Annotated in this window: 20 protein-coding genes; 17 read left to right on the top strand and 3 right to left on the bottom strand. The window is 36.1% G+C overall.

Features of this window, described 5'->3' with window-relative positions:
* The 4 genes from PGH12_RS11960 to PGH12_RS11945 all read left to right on the top strand — a co-directional run bounded on the left by PGH12_RS11960 (position 1) and on the right by PGH12_RS11945 (position 3117).
* The gene (locus PGH12_RS11960; protein WP_267596694.1) at positions 1-714 is read left to right on the top strand and encodes an ABC transporter ATP-binding protein; all 714 of its coding nucleotides are present in this window, start codon (positions 1-3) and stop codon (positions 712-714) included.
* Between the two features lie 170 nt (positions 715-884).
* Positions 885-1445 carry an RNA polymerase sigma factor gene (locus PGH12_RS11955; RefSeq protein WP_267596695.1) on the top strand — a complete coding sequence of 187 codons (561 nt, stop codon included), beginning with the start codon at positions 885-887 and terminating at the stop codon, positions 1443-1445.
* A complete protein-coding gene (locus PGH12_RS11950; RefSeq protein WP_267596696.1) occupies positions 1432-2049 on the top strand; it encodes a hypothetical protein in 618 nt (205 codons plus the stop codon). The genes PGH12_RS11955 and PGH12_RS11950 overlap by 14 nt, the downstream gene beginning before the upstream one ends.
* 30 nt (positions 2050-2079) lie before the next feature.
* Complete coding sequence (locus tag PGH12_RS11945) at positions 2080-3117, top strand: porin family protein (protein WP_267596697.1); 1038 nt, start codon at positions 2080-2082, stop codon at positions 3115-3117.
* Between the two features lie 507 nt (positions 3118-3624).
* Here PGH12_RS11945 and fumC read toward each other — a convergent pair.
* On the bottom strand, positions 3625-5019 hold the full coding sequence (gene fumC / locus PGH12_RS11940) for a class II fumarate hydratase (protein WP_267596698.1): 1395 nt from the start codon (positions 5017-5019) through the stop codon (positions 3625-3627).
* Between the two features lie 205 nt (positions 5020-5224).
* On the opposite strand from fumC, the gene PGH12_RS11935 reads away from it, so the two are divergent.
* The 10 genes from PGH12_RS11935 (at position 5225) to PGH12_RS11890 (ending at position 20331) form a co-directional block, all read left to right on the top strand.
* Entirely contained in the window at positions 5225-6832 is a 1608-nt protein-coding gene (locus PGH12_RS11935) for a fumarate hydratase (RefSeq protein WP_267596699.1), read from the top strand.
* 181 nt (positions 6833-7013) lie between these two features.
* Complete coding sequence (locus PGH12_RS11930; RefSeq protein ID WP_267596700.1) at positions 7014-7304, top strand: hypothetical protein; 291 nt, start codon at positions 7014-7016, stop codon at positions 7302-7304.
* Positions 7305-7649: 345 nt separating this feature from the next.
* On the top strand, positions 7650-10487 hold the full coding sequence (locus PGH12_RS11925) for an alpha-amylase family glycosyl hydrolase (protein WP_267596701.1): 2838 nt from the start codon (positions 7650-7652) through the stop codon (positions 10485-10487).
* Between the two features lie 83 nt (positions 10488-10570).
* Positions 10571-11656, top strand: a complete 1086-nt coding sequence (gene prfA, locus PGH12_RS11920; protein WP_267596702.1) for a peptide chain release factor 1 — start codon at positions 10571-10573, stop codon at positions 11654-11656.
* 443 nt (positions 11657-12099) lie between these two features.
* Entirely contained in the window at positions 12100-14145 is a 2046-nt protein-coding gene (locus PGH12_RS11915) for a prolyl oligopeptidase family serine peptidase (RefSeq protein ID WP_267596703.1), read from the top strand.
* Between the two features lie 121 nt (positions 14146-14266).
* Positions 14267-16393: a methylmalonyl-CoA mutase gene (gene scpA / locus PGH12_RS11910; protein ID WP_267596704.1), complete on the top strand. Its 2127-nt coding sequence runs from the start codon at positions 14267-14269 to the stop codon at positions 16391-16393.
* 108 nt (positions 16394-16501) lie between these two features.
* Positions 16502-17002, top strand: a complete 501-nt coding sequence (locus tag PGH12_RS11905) for a hypothetical protein (protein ID WP_267596705.1) — start codon at positions 16502-16504, stop codon at positions 17000-17002.
* A 530-nt stretch (positions 17003-17532) separates the two neighbouring features.
* Positions 17533-18924 carry an RtcB family protein gene (locus tag PGH12_RS11900; protein WP_267596706.1) on the top strand — a complete coding sequence of 464 codons (1392 nt, stop codon included), beginning with the start codon at positions 17533-17535 and terminating at the stop codon, positions 18922-18924.
* 212 nt (positions 18925-19136) lie between these two features.
* On the top strand, positions 19137-19835 hold the full coding sequence (gene prfH, locus PGH12_RS11895; RefSeq protein WP_267596707.1) for a peptide chain release factor H: 699 nt from the start codon (positions 19137-19139) through the stop codon (positions 19833-19835).
* Positions 19822-20331 (top strand): tetratricopeptide repeat protein, encoded by a 510-nt coding sequence (locus PGH12_RS11890; protein WP_267596708.1) that lies wholly within the window; start codon positions 19822-19824, stop codon positions 20329-20331. Before prfH ends, PGH12_RS11890 begins: the two co-directional genes overlap by 14 nt.
* A gap of 127 nt (positions 20332-20458) precedes the next feature.
* Here the strand turns inward: PGH12_RS11890 and PGH12_RS11885 are convergent, their stop codons facing one another.
* Positions 20459-20752 carry a c-type cytochrome gene (locus tag PGH12_RS11885; protein ID WP_267596709.1) on the bottom strand — a complete coding sequence of 98 codons (294 nt, stop codon included), beginning with the start codon at positions 20750-20752 and terminating at the stop codon, positions 20459-20461.
* Between the two features lie 178 nt (positions 20753-20930).
* Here PGH12_RS11885 and meaB point away from each other — a divergent pair, with 178 nt between their 5' ends.
* On the top strand, positions 20931-21914 hold the full coding sequence (gene meaB / locus PGH12_RS11880) for a methylmalonyl Co-A mutase-associated GTPase MeaB (RefSeq protein WP_267596710.1): 984 nt from the start codon (positions 20931-20933) through the stop codon (positions 21912-21914).
* On the opposite strand, the gene PGH12_RS11875 is transcribed toward meaB, so the two are convergent.
* Entirely contained in the window at positions 21915-22460 is a 546-nt protein-coding gene (locus tag PGH12_RS11875) for a DUF4251 domain-containing protein (RefSeq protein ID WP_267596711.1), read from the bottom strand. It lies immediately after the preceding gene.
* A gap of 103 nt (positions 22461-22563) precedes the next feature.
* Between PGH12_RS11875 and PGH12_RS11870 the strand changes: the two genes are divergently transcribed.
* Together PGH12_RS11870 and PGH12_RS11865 are read left to right on the top strand one after the other, a co-directional pair.
* Positions 22564-23367, top strand: coding sequence for a M48 family metallopeptidase (locus PGH12_RS11870; RefSeq protein WP_267596712.1), 804 nt, complete (start codon positions 22564-22566; stop codon positions 23365-23367).
* A gap of 45 nt (positions 23368-23412) precedes the next feature.
* Positions 23413-23724 (top strand): hypothetical protein, encoded by a 312-nt coding sequence (locus tag PGH12_RS11865; RefSeq protein ID WP_267596713.1) that lies wholly within the window; start codon positions 23413-23415, stop codon positions 23722-23724.
* Positions 23725-23736: the final 12 nt, after the last annotated feature.

Below are 23736 nucleotides of genomic sequence, written 5' to 3'. Positions count from 1 at the left end.
ATGATTACTATAAATAATTTATCTAAAACGTACGGAAACGCAACCGTTCTCAATATTGAAAATCTGGAAATTCCAAAAGGCGAAACGTTCGGTTTGGTAGGAAACAACGGAGCCGGAAAAACCACACTTTTCAGTTTAATGCTTGATTTAATACAACCAACAACAGGTTTTGTAAGCATAGACGGAATCAAAGTCAACGAATCTGAAGCCTGGAAATCCAAAGTTGCAGCTTTTGTAGATGATACTTTTCTGATCGGATATTTAACTCCGGAAGAATATTTTTATTTTATTGGTGAGTTGAGAGGGCAAAACAAAGCTTCTGTAGATGAATTTCTAGAACAGTTTCATGATCTTTTTAATGGTGAAATTGTAAACTCAGGAAAATATGTAAGAGATTTGTCCAAAGGAAATCAGAAAAAAGTAGGAATTGTAGGCGCTATCATCGGAAATCCTGAAATCGTTATTTTGGATGAGCCATTTGCCAATCTCGATCCTTCCACGCAAATCAAGCTTAAAAATTTAATTAAAGAATTATCAAAGCAAAGTGGAGTTACATTCTTAATTTCAAGTCATGATCTTGCCCATACAACAGAAGTCTGCAACCGAATTGTTGTTGTCAACAAAGGTCTTCAGGTAAAAGATATCAAAACCAATCCTGAAACATTGAGAGATCTGGAACAATACTTTGCCGATCAGGTGAATGTTCCGGTTTAATAAAAATCAAAAAAAATCCATTTTCTTTATCAGGAAGTGGATTTTTTTTTAAATTAAATTCAAATTTTTAATATTCATTTTCAGTCAGTTATCAATTTGTTTATAGAAAAATAAAATATTTTGTCACTTTTTTAAACTTTTCTTGTCTTTATAGTAGAAACAGAATAACCATGAAGCTTTTGTTTAATAATAAAAAAGAAGATTTGCTAAGTCGTTTGAAAAAACAGGATCCGGCTGCGCAGAAAATCTTTTATGATCAGAGTGTAAAGAAATTCCTGAGTGTGGCAAAAAGCTACATCAGCGATATTTATCAGGCAGAAGATTGCGTGATCAAAGCATTCTGTAAAATTTTTAAACATATCGAAAGCTTTCGCGGAGAAGGAAATTTTGAAGGTTGGGCGAGAAAAATTGTGGTGAACGAATGCCTCAATTTTATTAAAAGCCACAAAACAGTTTTTTATCTCGACGACGTTCATGCTTCTGTTCTCGAAGAAATTTATGAAGAGCAGATTGTTTTCGATTTTAATGCGCAGGAACTTCTTGATCAGCTTCCGGATGCTTACAGAATGGTTTTTAACCTTTATGTGATTGAAGAATATTCGCATCAGGAAATTGCAGATACTTTGAATATTTCTACTGCAGTAAGCAAAACGCAACTCTTCAGAGCGAAAGAAAAACTGAGAAACATCTACTTTCAACAACAAAAGAAACTGAAAAATGAACACCTCTGAAAATAATATCGAATATCAGATCAAAAAACAGATTGATGAAAGAGAAATTACTCCTTCAAGAGATCTTTGGTCAGAAATTGAAGTAAAAACTCAGACTGAGAACATTTCTAAGACTAAAAAAGTCAATTGGTTTTTGGTCGCTGCGTGTTTGGTTTTGACTTTAAGTTTAGGAGCCGTTCTGTTTTTTGATCAGGATTCTAAACCAAATGTGCTAGTCGCAGAAACGAACAGCACAAAAGTTTTGAAAGAAAATTCTATAAAGACAGTGGTGCCAAATTCGTCTGAGGTCATTCAGCAAAATCAGGAAAAATTTAATAAAGTAGAAAATTTAGCCTCAACGAAATCTGAAATTAAACCTTCGGAAGTGATTGTTGAGGCGAAAGAACTTCCGATCATTAAAGAAAATCCCAAGGAGATTGCGGCACAGATAAGCCAAATTCCGGCAGAAAAGATTTTAGCAAAAACAGATTCTACAAAAACTCAAGTGAAAAAGAAACGATATGTAGATCCTTCAACTTTGCTTTTCTCTGTGGAACATAAAGACGTTATCGAAAAAACAAAAGGTGGAAGCAACGTGGCAACCATCGATCTGAATTCCAAATAATTTAATTTAAACTTTAAAAATAATAATACTATGATTAAGAAATTTATCATCGCAGGAATGTTGTGCCTTGTTGCAACCACTGTAAATGCACAAAAAGGACTAAAACTAAATCTACAGTCAAAGGAAGATACCGAAGTAAGCCCGATCGTAAAAGAAAAAGTAGATGAATATGCAAAGAAGATCGATGCCATCATTCAGGAAGAAAAAAAGCTGATGGAAGCTGAACTTCTGATTCTTCAGTCTAAAAATTTGGAGAAAACAGAATTCGACAAACAGAAAGCTGAAGTTGCCGACCGTTATTCAGACAAGATCGATCAAAAAATTGAAGCTTTAGGTTTTGATCTTGATACGGTGATCCAGAAGCAGGTAAAATATTCTCTTTTGAATTCTGATGTGACTTCAAATGAAGAATTGAAAGCGAAATTGCTGAAGAAATTCCGTGCTACAAAAAATCTTCATGGCTATTTCTCTTACGGTATTATGACGCTGACGAATGATAAAGCAGACAATGATTTAGATAAAAATTTAGGTTATGCCAATAATCTTGAGTTCGGTTTAAAATTTAATTATCAGTTTAACAGAACAAGTCCTTGGGGTTTAATTTCAGGAATCGGATTTTCATGGAGAACCCTACGTTTAGACAACAATATGATCTTTGCCAAAGATGCCAATGCAGATGTTTCTGTAGCAAATTACCAAGGGAATACTGATAAAAGTAAACTGAGAACAGGTTATATTATGGTTCCTCTGGGATTGCAATATAATTTCTCTAAGCTAAAAAATGCAGGAATGGATATTCAGTACAGGCCGTATTCTGATGGTTTTAGAATTGCTGCAAACATGTACGGTGGAGTAAAAATGTCTAGCAACAATATTGTAAGTGGTGATCGTGAAGATTTCAGAGACAGAGGTAATTATCAGGTAAATCCTTTTGTTTATGGTGCTCAGTTTACCGTTTCTTATGATAATATCAGTCTTTTCGTGAAGAAAGATTTCAGCAATTTCTTCAAAGATTCTTATTTTCAAAACGATAAAGCACTCGTTTTCGGAATAGGAATAGGATTATAACTTTCATAGAATTTCATATTAACAAAGAAACAATTGATTTTATTTAAAATCAATTGTTTTTGTTTGTAATTAGTTGTATATCTATCAATATAAACTGCATTTCATTACAAACATATCGTTTTCAAACAAAACTACTTTGCGTTTGGTTACAAAACGATTGTTTTTAAACAAAAGTAAATTGCATTTAGTCACAAACGGAGTGTTTTTAAATAAAACTAAATTGTGTTTGGTTACAAAACGATCGTTTTTAAACAAAAGTAAAGTGCATTTGGTTCCAAACAGTTTGTTTTGAACCTTCGGCAGAATTTCCGAGAACATAAACAGTTTTGTAATGATTTTTGAATTTTTAAACTAAAAAAAAACTCCGTAGAAATTATTTCCACGGAGTTTTTATTAATTATTAATTTTATCATTAAGGAGGTTACTTATCTAAATCTATTTGATTTTTTTTTTAAATAAAACTTAACCACTTAACTTTCCTTAATGTTTCAAAATTAGGTTAAAATTTTATTTCAAACTTCCCACCATATCTTCGGGTTTCACCCATTCGTCAAACTGTTCAGAAGTGACAAAGCCAAGATTGATCGCTTCTTCTTTTAAAGTCGTTCCGTTTTTATGTGCAGTTTTTGCAATCTTAGCAGCATTTTCGTAACCGATGTGCGTGTTCAAAGCTGTTACCAACATTAAAGATTTGTCTACGAGCTCTTTGATTCTTTCCATATTAGGTTCAATTCCGACTGCACAATGATCGTTAAACGAGATACATGCATCTGCAATCAACTGAGCAGATTGTAAGAAATTGTAAGCCATCACCGGTTTGAAAACATTGAGTTCATAATTTCCCTGAGTTCCTGCAAATGAGATCGTAGTATCGTTTCCTAAAACCTGCGCGCAAACCATCGTCAAGGCTTCGTTCTGTGTAGGATTTACTTTCCCAGGCATGATGGAAGAACCCGGCTCATTTTCAGGAATATGAATTTCCCCAATCCCGGAACGCGGTCCTGAAGCCAGTAATCTGATGTCCTGAGCAATTTTATATAAAGAAACCGCCAGTTGTTTTAAGGCGCCGTGAGATTCTACAATCGCGTCGTGAGCTGCTAAAGCTTCAAATTTATTTGCTGCCGTGATAAAAGGAAGATTGGTGAATTTCGCAATGTATTCTGCTACTTTCACATCATAACCTTGAGGTGTATTTAAACCAGTTCCAACTGCGGTTCCGCCTAAAGCAAGCTCAGAAAGATGTGGTAATGTGTTTTTTAAAGCTTTTACGCCGTAATTCAATTGAGCCACATATCCTGAAAATTCCTGACCCAAAGTCAAGGGTGTTGCATCCATCAAATGCGTTCTTCCGATCTTAACAATATCTTTAAAAGCTTCTGATTTTTCTTTTAAGGTATCTCTTAGTTTTTCAACCGCAGGAATGGTCGTTTCAACAACTTTTTTATATGCTGCAATGTGCATTGCTGTAGGATACGTGTCATTGGAAGACTGAGATTTATTCACATCATCATTTGGGTGAACTTCAGTTTTGTCGCCTAAAGTTCCACCGGCATTTACGTGAGAACGATTGGCAATTACCTCATTTACATTCATATTCGACTGTGTACCGGAACCGGTTTGCCAAATTACCAAAGGAAACTGATCGTATAATTTTCCTTCAAGAATTTCTTCGCAGACCTGTGCAATCATATCTCTTTTGTCAGCAGAAAGAACTCCTAAATCTGAATTTGTAAATGCTGCAGCTTTCTTTAAGTATGCAAACGCTTCGATAATTTCATGGGGCATAGAACCTTCCGGACCGATTTTGAAATTGTTTCTCGAACGCTCTGTCTGTGCGCCCCAAAACTTGTCTGCAGGAACCTGCACTTCACCCATGGTGTCTTTTTCTATTCTGTAATTCATTGTGAAATTGTTTTATTAAAGGTTGATCTAAGGTTGAGTTTAAGATTGATTTGAAACTTAATCTCGACCTTCGCCTCAATTGATAAAGTTAAACAATGAATAAAAACCTCGCAATTTATAATCATTATAAATATCAATTTCAACTAATGATTTTTAATCATGTTTTTTTGAGTAAGCTGTATTTTTGCACCGAAATAAAAGCAACATGGAATTTAAATATCAGGATCCGTATCCGATTCTAAAAGATGATACGGTTTATAAAAAATTGACTTCAGACTATGTGAAAGTTGAGCAACATGGCGAAAGAGAAATTTTAACCATCGATCCGAAAGGTCTTGAGCTATTGGCTGAAGAAGCGATGGCGGATGTTTCTTTTATGCTTCGTTCTTCGCACTTGGCAAGTTTGAAAAAAATTATTGATGATCCTGAAGCCACTGATAACGATAGATTCGTTGCTTATAATTTATTGCAAAACGCTGCTGTAGCCGTGGAAGGTGCTTTGCCTTCTTGTCAGGATACAGGAACGGCGATTGTGATGGGAAAAAAAGGTGAAAATGTGTACACCGGGGTTGAAGACGGCGAATATTTAAGCAAAGGAATTTACAATACTTATCAAAAAAGGAACCTAAGATATTCTCAAGTTGTGCCTTTGACGATGTTTGACGAGAAAAATTCAGGTTCAAATCTTCCTGCGCAAATTGATATTTATGCTAAAAAAGGAGATTACTACGAGTTTTTATTCTTAACGAAAGGTGGAGGTTCTGCAAATAAAACATTCCTCTATCAAAAGACAAAATCTTTACTAAACGAAAAATCTCTTGAAGCGTTTGTGAAAGAGAGAATTTCTGATTTAGGAACAGCAGCTTGTCCGCCTTATCACTTGGCTTTGGTAATTGGAGGAACTTCTGCCGAAGCAAATTTAGCAGCGGTTAAAAAAGCGTCAGCAAAATATTATGACAATCTTCCGACCGAAGGAAATGAAGCGGGACAGGCTTTCAGAGACTTGGAATGGGAAGCAAAAGTTCAGAAAATCTGTCAGGAAAGTGCAATCGGTGCTCAGTTTGGCGGGAAATATTTAACACACGATGTTCGGGTAATCAGATTGCCTCGTCACGCGGCTTCTTGTCCGGTTGGGATGGGAGTTTCTTGTTCGGCAGACAGAAATATTAAGGGGAAAATTACCAAAGAAGGCATTTTCTTAGAGCAATTGGAGCAGGATCCTAAAAGATTCTTACCTGCAACACCGCCACATTTGGAGGCAGCAGTTGATATTGATCTGAATAAACCAATGTCTGAGATTTTAGCTGAACTTTCAAAATATCCAATCAAAACTAGATTAAAATTAAGCGGAACATTGATTGTTGCAAGAGATATCGCTCACGCAAAAATCAAAGAATTATTAGACAGCGGACAACCAATGCCTGAATATTTCAAAAACCACCCGATTTATTACGCAGGACCTGCAAAAACGCCGGAAGGAATGGCATCAGGAAGTTTTGGACCTACAACTGCGGGAAGAATGGATGTGTACGTAGACGAATTCCAAAGTCACGGCGGAAGTATGGTGATGCTCGCAAAAGGTAACAGAACAGCAGACGTTACGAACGCATGTCATAAATATGGTGGTTTCTACATCGGTTCAATTGGTGGTCCCGCTGCTATTTTGGCGAAAGAAAATATTCTGTCAGTCGAAGTGGTTGATTTCCCTGAATTAGGAATGGAAGCAGTAAGAAAAATTGAAGTAAAAGATTTCCCTGCTTTCATCATTACCGATGATAAAGGAAATGACTTCTTCGCAAATCTTGCGCATTAAATTTAGGTTTAAAAGTTATATGCAGCAATTTTAGAGTAGCAATTGTAGTCTAACATCTGACATCTAACTTCTAATATCTACATTAATTAGTTTAAAATAATAATAAATTGCAAAATTTAGGTTCTATATCTTTTGATGAAAAAGAAAAAAGTCCTATTTTTGCCTAAAATCTATAAGAAAGATGATGTTATCAGCATTTTGGCCGTTTTATCAGTTCCTTTGGACAATTTACTTTGTTACAATGTTCCTAGTGGGATTCTGGTGTATTTTTATGTTTTTTGGTTTTGTGATCCCATTGTGGTTAACAGAAGGTTTAAAGGAATATTTCGGTAAGGTAAAGCCTTTCGATCCTGAAGATATCAGAAGAAAACTAATTACAGAGCAAGAAGGCGCTGAAGTAATTTTCAACCAACCTAAAGGTCACGGTCCTTTCTTACACGATAGCCACGGGCACAATCACGGACATCATTAATTGAATGTCATCGCTTTTTCACCTTAATTCTGAAAAAGTGATATCATAGCAAAACAACATATATAAAACCATCGATTTATCGGTGGTTTTTCTTTTTAATGAAGACGTGATAGTTTATTATGATCGTATTGAAGTTTTAAATACTTTTTTTATCATTAAATTTAATTGATAATCAACTATTATGGAGCTTTAAGTATTCTTATTTTGTGAATGTAACGGATAATGGTATAATAATGCATTATCCTTTCATTGATTTTTCAGGCTTTTGTATTCATCGAATAATAAAATCTAAATTTTTATCATTTTGTTAAGTATTTTATTCTATTTTTATTAAAATTAAACTAAATGAAAAAACTATATTTTTTATTTTATCTGTTGATAACGAGTGTACTATCGGCACAGATAACTTATACGATTACGCCTAATCCTTTTAACGAAACCGATCAGATTACATTATCTGTTCCCGGTAATCAGATTGATGAAACCGCGTGGGGAGTTGCCAATAATGCAATTTACATCTGGTCGTGGTCATTAGATCAGAACTATGCAAACAGTCAGGACTGCCCTACCAATGGGAGCTGGACGAACTCTAACGAATTAAACAAGCTGTCTTATAATTCAGGAACAGATACTTATTCTTTAACATTTACCCCAACAACCTTTTATGGACGAACAGGGATTGGGCGATTTGGTTTTCTCTTAAAAACAAAAACAGGAAATCACCAGACTTCACCCGATATTTTTGTGAATGTCGGAACGTTAAATTTAAATTTAACAAATCCTGCAGCAAATAGTTTGACTTCAGTTCCTACAGGAAATGCAATCAACATTACGGCGACCACCAGTATTAATGCTACTTTTCAATTAAAAGCAAATGGAACCGTAGTAAATTCTACCTCAACACCGTCATCGTCTTACAGCTACAGCTACACGGTTGCAGCAGATGCAAATATGGAATTGATCGCGACTGCGGGTTCAACGGTAAAAAATTCCACTTTTATATTACAGGTTCCGAGAAATGTTGTTTCGCAGGCGATTCCGAGCTGGATCAGACAGGGGATCAATTATAATCCTACAGACAATACAAAAGTTGGTTTGGCTTTATATGCTCCCTTTAAAAGTTTCGTGCATGTGATCGGAAGTTTCAACAACTGGGCGGTGAATGATGCCTATTTAATGAAAAGAGACACCACAAATCCTGATTTGTACTGGATCGAACTGAGCGGATTAACTCCGCAGCAATTATATACTTTTCAATATCGAACCAACGATTTGAGAAAGGTGGCAGACCCTTTTTCTCCGCAGATTTTGTCTTCTTATGATGATCAGTTTATTTCTGCAACTACTTATCCGGCTTTGCCTACGTTTCCTTCGGGACAAGGGTTTGAAGTTTCAATGTTTAAAACAGGAGAAACTCCTTACAATTGGCAGGTGACGAATTTTGCCAGACCCAATAAAGAGAATTTAATCGTTTATGAATTATTATTGCGAGATTTCACACAGGAAAAAAACTGGCAGTCTTTAATTAATAAAATCAATTACCTTAAAGATTTGAAAATCAATGCAATTGAATTGATGCCGATTATGGAATTTGAAGGAAATCTTTCATGGGGATATAATACGTCATTCCACTATGCATTAGACAAAGCTTACGGAACGCCACAGAAATTTAAAGAATTTGTCGATTTGTGCCATCAAAATGGGATTGCTGTTATTTTAGATGTTGCCTTTAATCATGCAACAGGAAGATCTCCTTTGGTTAGACTTTGGAATGTAGATCCGGATGGTGACGGTTACGGTGATGTTGCACCAAATAATCCATATTTCAATACCGTTCCTAAGCATTCTTATAATGTTTTTAATGATTTTAACCATACAAGTTTGGCTACGAAATATTATGTGGAAAGAACTTTACAACAATGGTTAACTGAATATAAAATTGATGGTTTCCGTTGGGATTTAACTAAAGGATTTACGCAAAACTGTACCGCAAACGATGAAACTTGTACCAATGCTTATCAGCAGGACAGAGTTGATATTCTGAAAGACTACGCAGACAAACAATGGGCTATCGATCCTACTTCATACATGATTTTTGAACATCTTGGAACCGATGCCGAAGAGCAGCAGTGGGCAAATTATAGAGTGGCAGAAGGAAAAGGCGTGATGCTATGGAATAATCAGACGGGTTCTTATAATCAGAACACAATGGGATATAGCCAGAACAGTAATTTTGATCGAATGGATCACGAGCTCCACGGTTTTTCTAATATGCATGCAGTTGGATATGGTGAAAGTCATGATGAGGAAAGATTAATGTTTAAAAATCTTGCTTATGGAGCGGTAAACGGAGGATATAATGTGACCAATCTGAATACGTCTTTAGAAAGAATGAAAACTTTCGGAGCTACATTTTTTACGATTCCTGGTCCTAAGATGATTTGGCAGTTTGGAGAATTGGGTTACGAATTCAGCATCAACAGATGTGCAGATGGTGCGATTAATAACAATTGCCGTACAGATGAAAAACCTGTTGCATTCACCTTGGGTTATGATACCAATACCAACAGAAAAGCAATCTACAATACTTGGGCGCAGATTATTAATATCAGAAATTCTCATCCGGTTTTTAAATCAAAAACATATACTGTTGAGTCTAATAATCTGGCCAACGACCCGAATGGTTTGATTACCAGAATTTATATCAATGATCCTTTGCTGACAGCGGGAGTTAAAAATGTAGTTGTTTTGGCAAACTATGATACATCGGCAAAAAATGTCGTTCCTTATTTTCCTTTTGTAGGGCAATGGCAGAATTTAATGGATAATACAGCGTTCAATGTTACTTCCACAACTGCTCCGATTACACTTCAGCCTGGAGAATTCAGAATTTTTGGAAATCCGTTTACTACTTTATCTACTGCTGAAGAAAATTTAGATAAAAGATTGTCTCTTCAGATTGCAGATAATCCTGTGAAAAACGGTTTAGCTAAATTAATTTATCACAAAGCTAAAAACGGAGAAATCGCCATATACGATATGAGTGGTAAAAAGATGGATTCGTTTAAATTAAAAAATGAAGACGGAATCTATGAGTTAAGAACCAATTATCCTGCAGGAACTTATCTTGTTCATCTAAAAACAGATAACGGAGTTGCCATTCAGAAAATGATTGTTCAGTAAAATCAAAAACAATATAAAGCTCATGAAAATGAGCTTTTTTTATTAATCATCAAATCCGTATCTTTGCATACTAAATTTTTAATATGTCTAAGTCATTAATTCCAAAATTAGAAGCTATAAAACAAAGATATAATGAGGTTGCAGACCTTATTATACAGCCAGACGTAATTTCGGATCAGAAAAAATATTCTTCACTCAATAAAGAATACAGCGATTTAGGAAAAATTGTACACGTTTACAATCAATATAAAGGTGCTTTAGATAATATTGCAGAATCTGAGGAAATCATTGCAGATGGTTCAGACAGAGACTTGGTAGATATGGCTAAAGAAGAAAAAGTAGAAGCTCAGGCAAAACTTCCCGGTTTGGAAGAAGAGTTAAAAGTTCTTTTGATTCCCAAAGATCCTACAGATGATAAAAACGTCATCGTAGAACTTCGTGCCGGAACAGGTGGCGACGAAGCTGCTATTTTTGTGGAAGATGTCTATAGAGCTTATGCAATGTTCTTTAAAACAAAAGGCTGGAAACATGAAATCACAGATTCCAGCGAAGCCGCGAAAGGTTATAAAGAATTGATTTTAAAGATCGAAGGTGACGGTGTTTACGGAATCATGAAATTTGAATCTGGAGTTCACCGTGTACAGCGTGTTCCGGAAACCGAATCTCAGGGAAGGGTGCATACTTCGGCAATTACCGTTGCTGTTTTACCGGAAGCTGAAGAAATTGATTTTGAACTAAATCCTGCCGATATCGAAATGCAGACTTCACGTTCTGGTGGAGCGGGTGGACAGAACGTAAACAAGGTTGAAACAAAAGTACAATTGACGCACAAACCTTCAGGAATGGTGGTTGTTTGTCAGCAGGCTCGTTCTCAGTTGGCCAACAGAGAGTTGGCAATGGAAATGCTTCGTACCAAATTATATGATATTGAAGTTCAGAAATCTGTCGGAGATATTGCTGCACAGCGTAAATCGATGGTTTCTACCGGTGACCGTTCTGCAAAAATCAAAACCTACAACTATCCGCAGGGAAGAGTTACCGATCACAGAATCAACAAATCGATGTACAATCTTGATGCCTACATGAATGGAGATATTGGAGAAATGATTGATGCTGTAATTATGGCAGAAAATGCTGAGAAAATGAAAGGTGAAGAGGAGAATTATTAATTTTTTCTTTTAAAAATATTGTAAAGCTTCTGAGAAATCGGGAGCTTTTTTTCGTTTTGTTACAAAACAACTGTGGGAAACGAATCAACTTTTTAATATGTTTCAAACTAATTCGGCAAGACTTTCGTCGTTTTTGTTTTGTTACAAAACAACTGTGGGAAACAAAACAATAGTATGATTTGTTTCAAATCGACTCGGTAAGACTTTCGGTATTGTTATTTGATTACAAAACAAATGTCGGAATGCAAAATGCTTAATTTAGTTATAATTCAACTAACAGATTTTGTTGATTTAAAAAAATTCACTCAAATAGGTTGGTCTATTTTCTATTTTTTTTATTCCCCTAACTTTTCTTAAATTTGAGAAAACCCGTCATAATGAATTTCAAACCATTCTTATTAACAGCTGGAGTATTGTTTTCAGCCACTTTTTATTCTCAAAAAATGAATTATCCTAAAGCAGTAAAAGGAAATCAAACAGATACATATTTTGGAACTGCCGTTGCAGATCCGTATAGAGATTTAGAAAACGATTCTGAAGCTACCAAAAAATGGGTGGATGAAGAGGTAGCTTTCAGTCAGAATTATCTGTCAAAAATTCCATTCAGAGAGCAAATTAAAAATCAGTTGACAGACATCTGGAATTACGAAAAAATTGGCGCGCCTTTTAAAGAAGGAGATTATACCTATTATTATAAGAACAACGGTCTTCAGGCGCAATCTGTTTTGTACAGAACAGATAACAAGACAAAAAATACTGAAGTTTTTTTAGATCCAAATAAATTTTCAGAAAAAGGAACAACGTCGCTTTCAAGTTTGTCTTTCAACAAAAAAGGAAATTTAGCGGCATATGCAATTTCAGAAGGTGGGAGCGACTGGAATAAAATCATCATCATCGATGCAATTACAAAAAAACAAATCGATGAAACCATCGTAGACGTTAAGTTTAGCGGAATTTCCTGGTTGGGTGATGACGGTTTCTACTATTCAAGTTACGACAAGCCGAAAGAAGGAACAGTTTTATCAGGAATGACCGATAAACATAAAGTTTTCTTCCACAAATTAGGCACAAAACAATCAGCAGATCAATTGATTTTCGGGGGAGATAAAACGCCACGAAGATATTTGGGAGCAGGTGTTTCTGAAGATCAGAGATATTTAATCATTTCGGCAGCGAATGCTACTAATGGAAATGAATTATACATTAAAGATTTAAAGAAAGGCGGTGATTTCGTTCAAATCAACAAAGGCTTTGATATCAACGTAAATTTGGTGGATACAGAAGGCGACAATCTTTTTATTTTTACAGATAAAGATGCTCCGAATATGCGTTTGGTTAAAACGACTATCCAAAATCCGTCTCCGCAAACATGGAAAGATGTTATCCCTGAAACAGAAAACGTATTGGGAATCTCTTCGGGTGGTGGTTATTTCTTTGCAACCTATATGGTTGATGCGATTGATAAAGTAAAACAATTCGACAAAACCGGAAAACTGATCAGAGAAATATCTTTGCCTGGAAAAGGTAATGTCGGCGGATTTGGCGGTAAAGAAAAAGAGAAGGAAATGTATTATTCTTTCAGCAATTATATTACGCCGGGAACGACCTATAAATTTAATGCAGATACCGGAAAATCTGAAGTTTATCAAAAGCCAAAAGTGAAATTTAACCCTGAAGACTATGTTTCAGAACAGGTTTTCTACACGTCAAAAGACGGGACAAAAGTTCCAATGATGATCAATTACAAAAAAGGGATCAAACTTGACGGTAAAAATCCAACGATGCTGTACTCTTATGGAGGTTTCAATATCAGTTTGCAACCATCTTTCTCAGTAGTCAATGCAATCTGGATGGAAAATGGCGGGATTTATGCCGTTCCAAACATCAGAGGCGGTGGTGAATATGGTAAAAAATGGCATGATGCAGGAACCAAACTTCAAAAGAAAAATGTATTTGAAGATTTCATCGCAGCTGGTGAATATTTACAGTCCAAAGGGTATACTTCAAAAGAATATATGGCACTTTCCGGCAGATCGAATGGTGGACTTTTAGTTGGTGCAACGATGACACTGCGTCCTGACTTGGCAAGAGTTGCTTTCCCGGGAGTTGGCGTTTTAGATATGTTAAGATACAATAAATTTACCGCAGGCGCAGGCTGGTCTTACGATTACGGAACTGCTGAAGATAATAAAGAAATGTTTGATTATCTTAAATCGTATTCTCCCGTTCATAACGTAAAAACAGGAACTTGCTACCCTTCAACAATGATTATCACAAGTGATCACGATGATAGAGTAGTTCCGGCGCATTCATTTAAATTCGGTGCAGAATTACAGGAAAAACAGAAATGTGCAAACCCGATTTTGGTTAGAATTGAGAAGAACGCTGGTCATGGAGCAGGAAGGGCGACCGATCAGGTTATCAGTGAAAATGCAGATCTTATTTCTTTTGCTTTGTTCGAAATGGGAATTAAAAAGCTTGAAAAATAATTACAACATAACTGAATTAAAAGGCGATTTTGCAGCGATGCAAAGTCGCTTTTTTATACGAAAACTAAGACAGATTTGTTATCCCAAAAATGCTTATTTTTAAAATCTTAAATCAGAACTCATGAGAAGGGAAATTCAAAACAAAAATCCCCAATTTAGTATATCAGAAAAGCAGACAGAAATCTATCCATTTGAAAAAGATGGATTAGAATTGAAGTCTTCTTACACGAGAGAAGATGTTAAAAACCAATTTCTTACGCAGACTTCTCCGGGAATTGCACCTTATTTAAGAGGACCATATTCTACAATGTACGTGCAAAAACCGTGGACGGTTCGTCAGTATGCAGGATTTTCCACGGCTGAAGAGTCTAATGCTTTTTATAGAAGGAATTTGGCTGCAGGGCAGAAAGGACTTTCGGTTGCATTTGATCTCGCCACGCACAGAGGATATGATTCTGATCATCCAAGAGTGGTAGGTGATGTTGGAAAAGCCGGAGTTGCGATTGATTCTGTGGAAGATATGAAAATTTTGTTTGATCAGATTCCTTTAGATGAAATTTCGGTTTCTATGACAATGAATGGTGCCGTTTTGCCGATTTTATCATTTTATATCGTTGCCGCAGAAGAGCAGGGTATTGCTCATGATTTGCTTTCAGGAACTATTCAGAATGATATTCTGAAAGAATTTATGGTAAGAAATACCTATATCTATCCGCCGGAACCTTCCATGAAAATCATTGCAGATATTTTTGAATATACGGCTCAGAATATTCCAAAGTTCAATTCGATTTCTATTTCAGGATATCATATGCAGGAAGCAGGAGCAACACCGGTTTTGGAAATGGCTTATACACTTGCTGATGGTTTAGAATATGTAAGAACAGGAATAAAAGCTGGCATGAACGTCGACGATTTTGCTCCGAGACTTTCATTTTTTTGGGCAATCGGGATGAATCACTTTATGGAAATTGCTAAGATGCGCGCGGCGAGATATATTTGGGCGACACTTTTAAAGCAATTTAATCCTCAAAATCCTAAATCTTTGGCCTTAAGAACACATTCCCAAACTTCCGGGTGGTCTTTAACCGAGCAGGAACCTTTTAATAATATTACCAGAACTGCAATTGAGGCCTTATCTTCAGCATTAGGAGGGACGCAGTCTTTACATACAAACGCTTTGGACGAAGCAATTGCACTTCCTACAGATTACTCAGCAAAAATTGCTAGAAATACTCAGATTATTCTACAGCAGGAAAGCGGAATTTGTGATGTGGTAGATCCGATGGGTGGAAGTAATTTGGTTGAAGCCATGACTCAGCAGATGATCGAAGAAGCCATGAAGTATATCGATGAGGTAGAAAAAGAAGGCGGAATGACCAAAGCCATCGAAGCCGGAATTCCAAAAATGAGAATTGAAGAGGCAGCCGCAAGAAAACAGGCAAAAATAGACAGCGGCGAAGAGTTTATTATTGGTGTCAATTCTTTCAGGTCAAGTTTAAAGCAGACCCCAATCGATATTTTAGACATTGATAATACTGAAGTTCGCAGAAAACAGATCGAAAGACTGGAAAAAATTAAATTAGAAAGAAATCCGGAAAAAGCTGAAGAAATTCTTGAAGAAATAAGAAATGCCGCAGTCAGCAGAGACAAAAACTTGTTGGCATTATGCATTGAGGCAGCCCGCCGAAGAGTTACTTTAGGTGAAATGAGTGACGCGATGGAAGAAAGTTTCGGACGTTATAAAGCCAACATCAGAACAATACAGGGAGTTTACGCTATGAATGCAGGTAAAAATGAATATTTTGGAAAAGCGCTTTTGCTCACACAGAAATTTGAGGAAGAAGAAGGTCGCCGCCCAAGAATCATGGTCGCAAAAATGGGACAGGATGGTCATGATCGTGGTGCGAAAGTAGTTGCCACTGCATTCGCTGATATGGGTTTTGACGTTGATGTAGCTCCTTTATTTCAGACTCCAGAAGAGGTTGCTAAGCAGGCGGTAGAAAATGACATCCATATTCTGGGAGTTTCATCATTGGCAGCGGGTCACAAAACTTTGGTTCCGCAAGTCGTTGAAGAATTGAAAAAACTTGGGGCAGACGATATTACCATTGTTGTTGGCGGAGTAATTCCACAACAGGATTATGAGTTTCTCTACCAAAATGGAGCAGATTTTATTTTCGGTCCCGGAACGAATCTTCCAAAATGTGCAGTAGATATTCTTAATAGGTTTTTAAGTGAAGTTAATTAAATAGTGAAATCTACAATCATATAAAAAATTAAATTTAAGTTAAGATATTTTTTGAGAAGCTCTTTTGCATAGGTTTTGTACTGTTAGGCATAACCAAAACAAATTATTATGGCTTATACAGTAGTTTCAGTATTTCCGTCAGGTGTAAATACAGAGGAAATCAAATCAAAATTAATGAATAACGGATTTAATGAAGCGGATATCATTGTTTCTAAATCTAATCTGCAAGACGATTCCACAGCAGACAATTATCAGGACGATGAAAAGACGAAAAGTTTTTGGGATCATGTTTTTGTAAGTGATAACGAAATGTTGGATGCATATAGCAGAGAGAGCGTCGGGAAAATTAACCTGATCGTCTATACATCAGATATCACAGAAGCACAAAATGCGAAAAAAATTCTTGATGAATCCGGTGCTTTGAAGATTTATAACAAACCATCTTTTAGCGAAGAAAAACCAGATACAGCTGGGCTTCCGGAAGATGTATACAACGGAATTATCGCTAAAGCAAGACATAATTTATACTTCTTAGACTCCGAAAGAACATACAGTACAAAATCCAGAGGAATGGAAGATACGATGGATGATCTTGGTTCTAAAGATTAAAACTAAATTTTACAATATAAACTCTGAATAAAAATATTTATTCAGGGTTTTTTATGAATTTTCTCGAAAAATATTTGTCAGAATCAAAATTAATCTATCTTTGCACCTGAAAATCAAGTTTAACCAATTAAAAAACAGCGAAGCAATGTTCAAATTAGATCATAATTCTCCTTTCGGTTTGCCACTCATGGTGGTAAGGCTTCGTGGTTTGGTACATTCTTAGAATAACAGTACAATGATATATCAAAACCCGAAGTCGTAAGATTTCGGGTTTTTTATTGTGTGATATTTCAAACTCAAAACAGTTTCCCCGAAATCAATTTTTTAGGAGCTTAATCCCGCTTTTCGTTGCAATCTTTTTTTAGCAAAAAAGGATTTCCACTACAATCGGGGCTAGGGTTTTTCGCTCCAAATCAACTATTGTCATAAAAATATCTTGACAACAAATAACCAACTAAAAATTTAGTTGGTTCAAATATTCGGTGCGAGAATGTCTAACATCTCACATCTATTATCTAAAATCTAAAAAGATGGGAAATTTAAAACTAAAAGGAAAAGATATATTAAAATTAGGCTATCCAAACAACCAGAGCGTCAACATTGCATTGGAAGTAATGAAAAGAAATTTTGCAACCAAAAACATTCATTATGTAAAATCTCTTCTCAAGGAAATCCAGCAAAATCCGGAGAACTTCGAGAAAGATTTAACCTTCGGACAAATCGCAGAAGCTTTGATTTCATCAAAGAAAACAGAGAAAAGAATGCTCAACACCAACCGGGCTTCTTTTCAGATTTTCGGAAACAACATTTCAGATCAAGCAAAAAACCAATTGTACACCGCATTGAAATTGCCAATTGCAACGCAAGGCGCTTTAATGCCCGATGCACACAGCGGTTACGGACTTCCGATCGGTGGAGTTCTCGCCGTAGAAAACGCAGTAATTCCTTACGGAGTCGGGATGGATATCGGTTGCAGAATGTCGCTCAGTATTTTGGATACACCAATTTCATATCTGGACGGCGCAAGAGACAAATATGAAAAAGCGCTTGCTGACCACACCAAATTCGGAATGTACGAAACGCACAAATCTCACGTCGACCACGAAATTTTCGACAGAGATACGTTCGATTTAATTCCGATTTTGAAAAGATTGAAAGGAAAGGCCATCAAACAAATGGGAAGTTCCGGCGGTGGAAATCACTTTGTGGAATTCGGAGAAGTGGAAATTACGGAAGAAGATGAACAAATCAATCTTCCAAAAGGAAAATATCTCGGAATCCTTTCGCACAGCGGTTCACGTGGATTGGGAGCAGAAATCGCTCAGTATTATTCGAGAGTGGCGACAGAACAATGTCCGTTACCAAAAGAAGCACAAAACTTCGCTTGGCTGGATTTGAACACGCATCTAGGATTAGAATACTGGACAGCTATGAATCTCGCAGGAGATTATGCTTCAGCTTGTCACGACGACATTCACAGAAGACTGGTGAAAGCTGTCGGCGGAAGAGTGAAAGCCAAAATCGAAAACCATCACAACTTTGCGTGGAAAGAAATCCACAACGGAAAAGAAGTGGTAGTTCACAGGAAAGGTGCCACTCCGGCCAACGAAAATGAGTTGGGAATGATTCCCGGTTCAATGACGGCAAAAGGTTTTATCGTCCGTGGAAAAGGAAATCCGGATTCGCTGAACTCGGCTTCACACGGCGCGGGAAGAGCTTTTTCGAGAGGAGAATGCAGAAACCGTTTTACTCAGAATGACATTAAGAAAGAATTAAAACTCAAAAATGTCACCCTGATGGGCGGAAATGCGGAAGAAGCACCGATGGCGTACAAAGACATCAACGAAGTGATGAACGCGCAAAGTGAATTGGTGGATATTCTCGGAACTTTTCAACCTCGAATTGTTAGGATGGACAAATAGTGATTTATGTTAGATGCGGGATGTTGGTGTTTGATGTAAAATACTTGCATTTTAATTCTTTCGAAAATCATTAAATAATTTATAACAAATAATAATAAAAAGGAGAAAAACCATAGCCCCGATTGCAGCGGCATCCTTTTTTTGCGTTGGCTTGAAAAAAGCGATGGCAAAAAAAGATACAGCGGAAAGCGGGAGTAAGCTCCTAAAAAACAATGGACAAAATAATACAAATCACCTCGGGAAGAGGACCTTTAGAATGCCAATGGGTAGTTGCCAAAGTTCTGAAGGTCTTTCTTGAGGAAGCAAAACAAAACAAAATCGATTACGAAATCATCCACCGTGAAAATGGCGATGAGAACCTTACTTTGAAATCTGCAACCTTACTTTTAAAAGGAAAAGAAGTCAATGAATTTCTGAAAACCTGGCTTGGAAGCATTCTTTGGATCGGTAAAAGTTCGTTTCGGAAATTTCATAAACGAAGCAATTGGTTTATTGGGATTTTTGAACTGGAAGGGTTGGAGAAAATTGAATTTAATGAAAAAGAAATTCAGTTTCAGACGACGAGAAGTCAGGGAAGTGGCGGGCAAAACGTGAATAAAGTGGAAACTGCTGTTCGTGCAACCTATCCAAAAACCGGACAAATTGTTTTCGTGCAGGATTCCCGTTCGCAACTGGAGAATAAGAAACTTTCCACTATTCGACTAAAAGAAAAAGTGATGGAATTTCATATTCAGCAACTGGAAAAACAAATGCAGGAAACGTGGAACAATCATTTGAATGTTCAGCGAGGAAATCCGATTCGTACTTTTTCGGGAACCGATTTTAAAAAGAATCATCAGGAAAAATCTTTCAAAAAAGAAAGATATCAACTGAAAAATGAATTAAAAAATTACAGAAATGACCTTAACTAAAAGTAAATATTATTTTGAAGCGCTGGATAATTATCCATACAGCTTGCCGGATTGTCTGGAAGCGTTGAATTATGCGCTTTCCTACGATCCTGAAGATGCAGATTCGCTTTGTCTGATGGGAAGAATCTACAGCGAAATGCTCATTGATTATGAAAAAGCAAAACTCTATTTCGAGGAAGCGATGCAATGTGATGTAACGAATCTGAATACGCCAAAATACTACATAAAATGTCTTTTGGATAACGAAGATTTGCAGGAAGCGGAAAAGCTGATCAATTATTCTTTAAAAATAAAAGGAATTGATAAGGCTGTTTTATGGTATTACAGATCGTTGCTTTCCGAGATAAGAGGAAGTTTTCCAAATGCGCTAAAGTTTTTGAAAGAAGCAGAAAAATATTGTTTCAATTCTCAAAGTCTTGATTGCATGAAAAGTCGGAAGAAATTTATAAAATCTAAGATGCCTAAGAAATGTAAAAGTAAGAAGGAGACTAAATAAGTCTCCTTTTTTTATAAAGTTAAAAAAAATCGATGTGATTCTACCAATTTTACTGAGAAACACATTTATGAATTGTGTTCAATAAAAAAATTTCGCATGAACCTTAATTTCTTTAATTCCAATAAAATTATTTTTTCACAGAAACTACATAATTATAAACCCACTGATGCTGTTCGTCTGTCAGCTTTGCCTTTGGAGCCATAGAATTCATAATTCCGACCCACTGCACAGATGTAAATTCTGTAGGGTCCGGAAGACCGTGACATCTTTTACAAGAATTTTCAAAAATTGTTTTTCCCTGAGCCAATTGCTCGGCAGTAGAAGTTGAAGGTCCTGCCGGCGCAACTGGCGTTGAAGCTTTAGGAGTACATGAAGCTAGTAAAATAGCGGTGAAAGATGCAGCAGCAATCAATTTTTTCATATGGTTTTATTTGAGTACCAACAAAAATAGACAATTCCCAATTAGCATCATCTAAACGTATTCAATTTAGAAGCATTAAAATTAATAATCTAATTTCTTCTGATTTTGCGGGTTATTTTTATATTTTTGATTTACTGAAATAGCAATGTTCAAAATTGTGTAAAACCAGAAAAATAAATTGAAATTTTCTATACAACAGTTGAAAGATGGCATCCAATCGGGCGATAAGCGACTGATTGCAAAAGCTATTACTTTAATTGAAAGCAAAAAATCTGAACACAGATTGCAGGCGGAAGATTTACTAAAAGAAATAATGCCCTTGACGGGAAATTCTATTCGTGTGGGAATTACCGGAGTTCCCGGAGCCGGAAAATCTACTTTTATTGAGAATTTCGGAAGATTAGCCATTGCAAATGATAAAAAAGTGGCTGTTTTAGCCATTGATCCCAGTTCAGCGATTAATAAAGGAAGTATTTTGGGGGATAAAACCCGAATGGAAGAATTGGCGAGAGAAGAAAATGCTTTCATCCGGCCTTCACCGAGTTCGGGATTTTTGGGAGGTGTTGCAAATACTACTTTTGAAACTATGCTGATCTGTGAGGCCGCAGGATATGACTATATTTTAATTGAAACCGTGGGAGTTGGGCAATCTGAAGTTTTGGTTTCAGATATTACAGATGTTTTTTTGTTCTTAAAAATAATTGGTGGCGGAGACGAGCTGCAAGGCATCAAAAGAGGAATCATGGAAATGGTAGATGTGGTTTTCATCAATAAGGTAGATAAGGATAATCTTCAGAAAGCAAAAAATACAAGGCTTGAACTCAAACGTGCACTGGATTTTATTCCTGCAAAAGAAAAAGATTGGAAAGTTCCTGTTTTACTTGGTTCTGCACTAAATAATGAAGGTTTAGATGAGATTTATAACAAAATTGATGAATTTATTTCTTTAAAAAAGAAAACAGAACGTTTTGATATCATAAGAAAACAGCAATCTGAAAAACGCTTTGAATATTGGGTTCAAGAGTATATTTTGAATATGATGAAGAGAGATGAATCTTTGGAAGAAGCTTATAATCAGCATAAAAAAAATGCTTCAGCGTTGGTTTCTAATCCGAGCACCGAAGCAAAATTATTTGTTGAGAAATTTTTAAATAAAGACTAATTATTCCATTTTTTTTACCTTAATTTCTTCATTTTTAGAAATATATCCATCATAAGTAATTGGCTGTCTGTCGTTACTTCTTACTGAGGTAAATGCTTTTCCGTTTTTGTAAACTTCAATATTAATGTCCGATACATTATTTACATCATTTGGTTTGATTTTAAAAACCCAGTTTCCTTTTTTAGTTTGAGACTTCGAAATCGTGTAATCTTTAGATGTACATCGGTAACCGTTATCTTTTCCATAAGAGGCATTAAATGCTCTTCCGAAGTACGGAAGCACCACTTCCATTTTATCTTTTTTAAGCTCTATTGTATAAGTTCCCGCATCCAATTGTAGAATTCTCGTGGAAGGATTATTTGGAATTCCATTTAATACATTGATGACATCATAATTCATAGGATTGGCTCTCTCTGCATGAAATGTGAATTCTTCTGAGCTCACTAAAGAATTTACAACCGTAGCATCTGAAGTATTTTGTGCTGTGCAACTTTGAAAAAACATGAGTACACCAAACACAGATATTATATTGATAAACTTTTTCATAATCATTAAAATTAGTAAATTTAAATAGCAAAATCTATGCAAATCTTAAGGGCTCATTATTTTGGAATAGATATTGTAAGGTTCAAGTTATATACGCAATACAATGAAAATAACACATCTATTAGGAATAGGAGCTACAGTTTTGTCTCTTGCAGCTTGTACGACCAACCCAATTACAGGAAGATCTTCCTTACAGATTGCAAACAATTCTGAAATTGAGGCAATGGCTTTGCAACAATATAAGCAAACATTGACAGAATCTAAAGTAGTAACGGGATCTCAGGCTCAAAGCGTAAAAAATGTAGGTAACAGAATAAAAAATGCTGCCGAGAAATATTACGCGAGTATAGGACGTGGTGCAGATCTCGCAAATTATAAGTGGGAATTTAATCTTTTGCAGGATAAACAAATAAATGCGTGGTGTATGCCAGGTGGAAAAGTTGCTGTTTATTCTGGTATTCTTCCAATTACAAAAGATGATACAGGATTAGCAGTAGTAATGGGACATGAAGTTTCTCACGCTTTGGCAGGTCACGGTAACGAAAGAATTTCGCAGTCAATGATTGCTCAGGGATTAGGAACAGCCTCAGGTTTAGCAATTAAAAATGAAAGAACAGCAGCGATCTTCCAAAGTGTTTATCCTATTGGTTCGCAGGTTGTTTTGTTAAAATATGGTAGAAATCAAGAATTGGAAGCTGACCAGATGGGATTGTATTTGATGTCGATGGCGGGCTATGATCCTAGACAGGCGATTCCGTTCTGGAACAGAATGGAGGCTTCATCTTCAGGAGCAAGGCAGCCAGAATTTTTATCTACTCACCCAAGTCCGGGATCGAGAGTTGGAGACATAAATAAAAATCTTCCTAAAGCACTGGAATACTACAGAGCAGCTGGAGGAAAAGTTTAAGCTAATTTTTTAAAGCTAAAATTCATTACATAAAAACACAATCTCATGAAAGGTATTTCAATTACAGGACTTATACTTTTGGCTGTTTCAGCTTTGCTTTTTTATCTTACTACAGATTTCACTGTAGAAAAGATAACAATTTCCCATGTAATGGGAGTAATGGCAGGTATAGGAATTGGTCTCATCATTGGCGGACTGATAGGCTATGTGAGCAAAGGTTCTGCGATCAAAGCAGAGCAACAAAGAAAGGAATTCAGACAACTGCAAAAAGATAAAGAAGAGCTTGAAAAACAGGCTGCTATAATCGCACAGCGGGAAGCTGAAATAGAATATCAAAATAAAAATCCTCAAATTTAATTTGAGGATTTT

It is taken from the genome of Chryseobacterium sp. CY350 (assembly GCF_027945075.1).
Taxonomy (GTDB): Bacteria; Bacteroidota; Bacteroidia; order Flavobacteriales; family Weeksellaceae; genus Chryseobacterium.
This window is presented reverse-complemented; position numbering and strand designations above follow the sequence as displayed.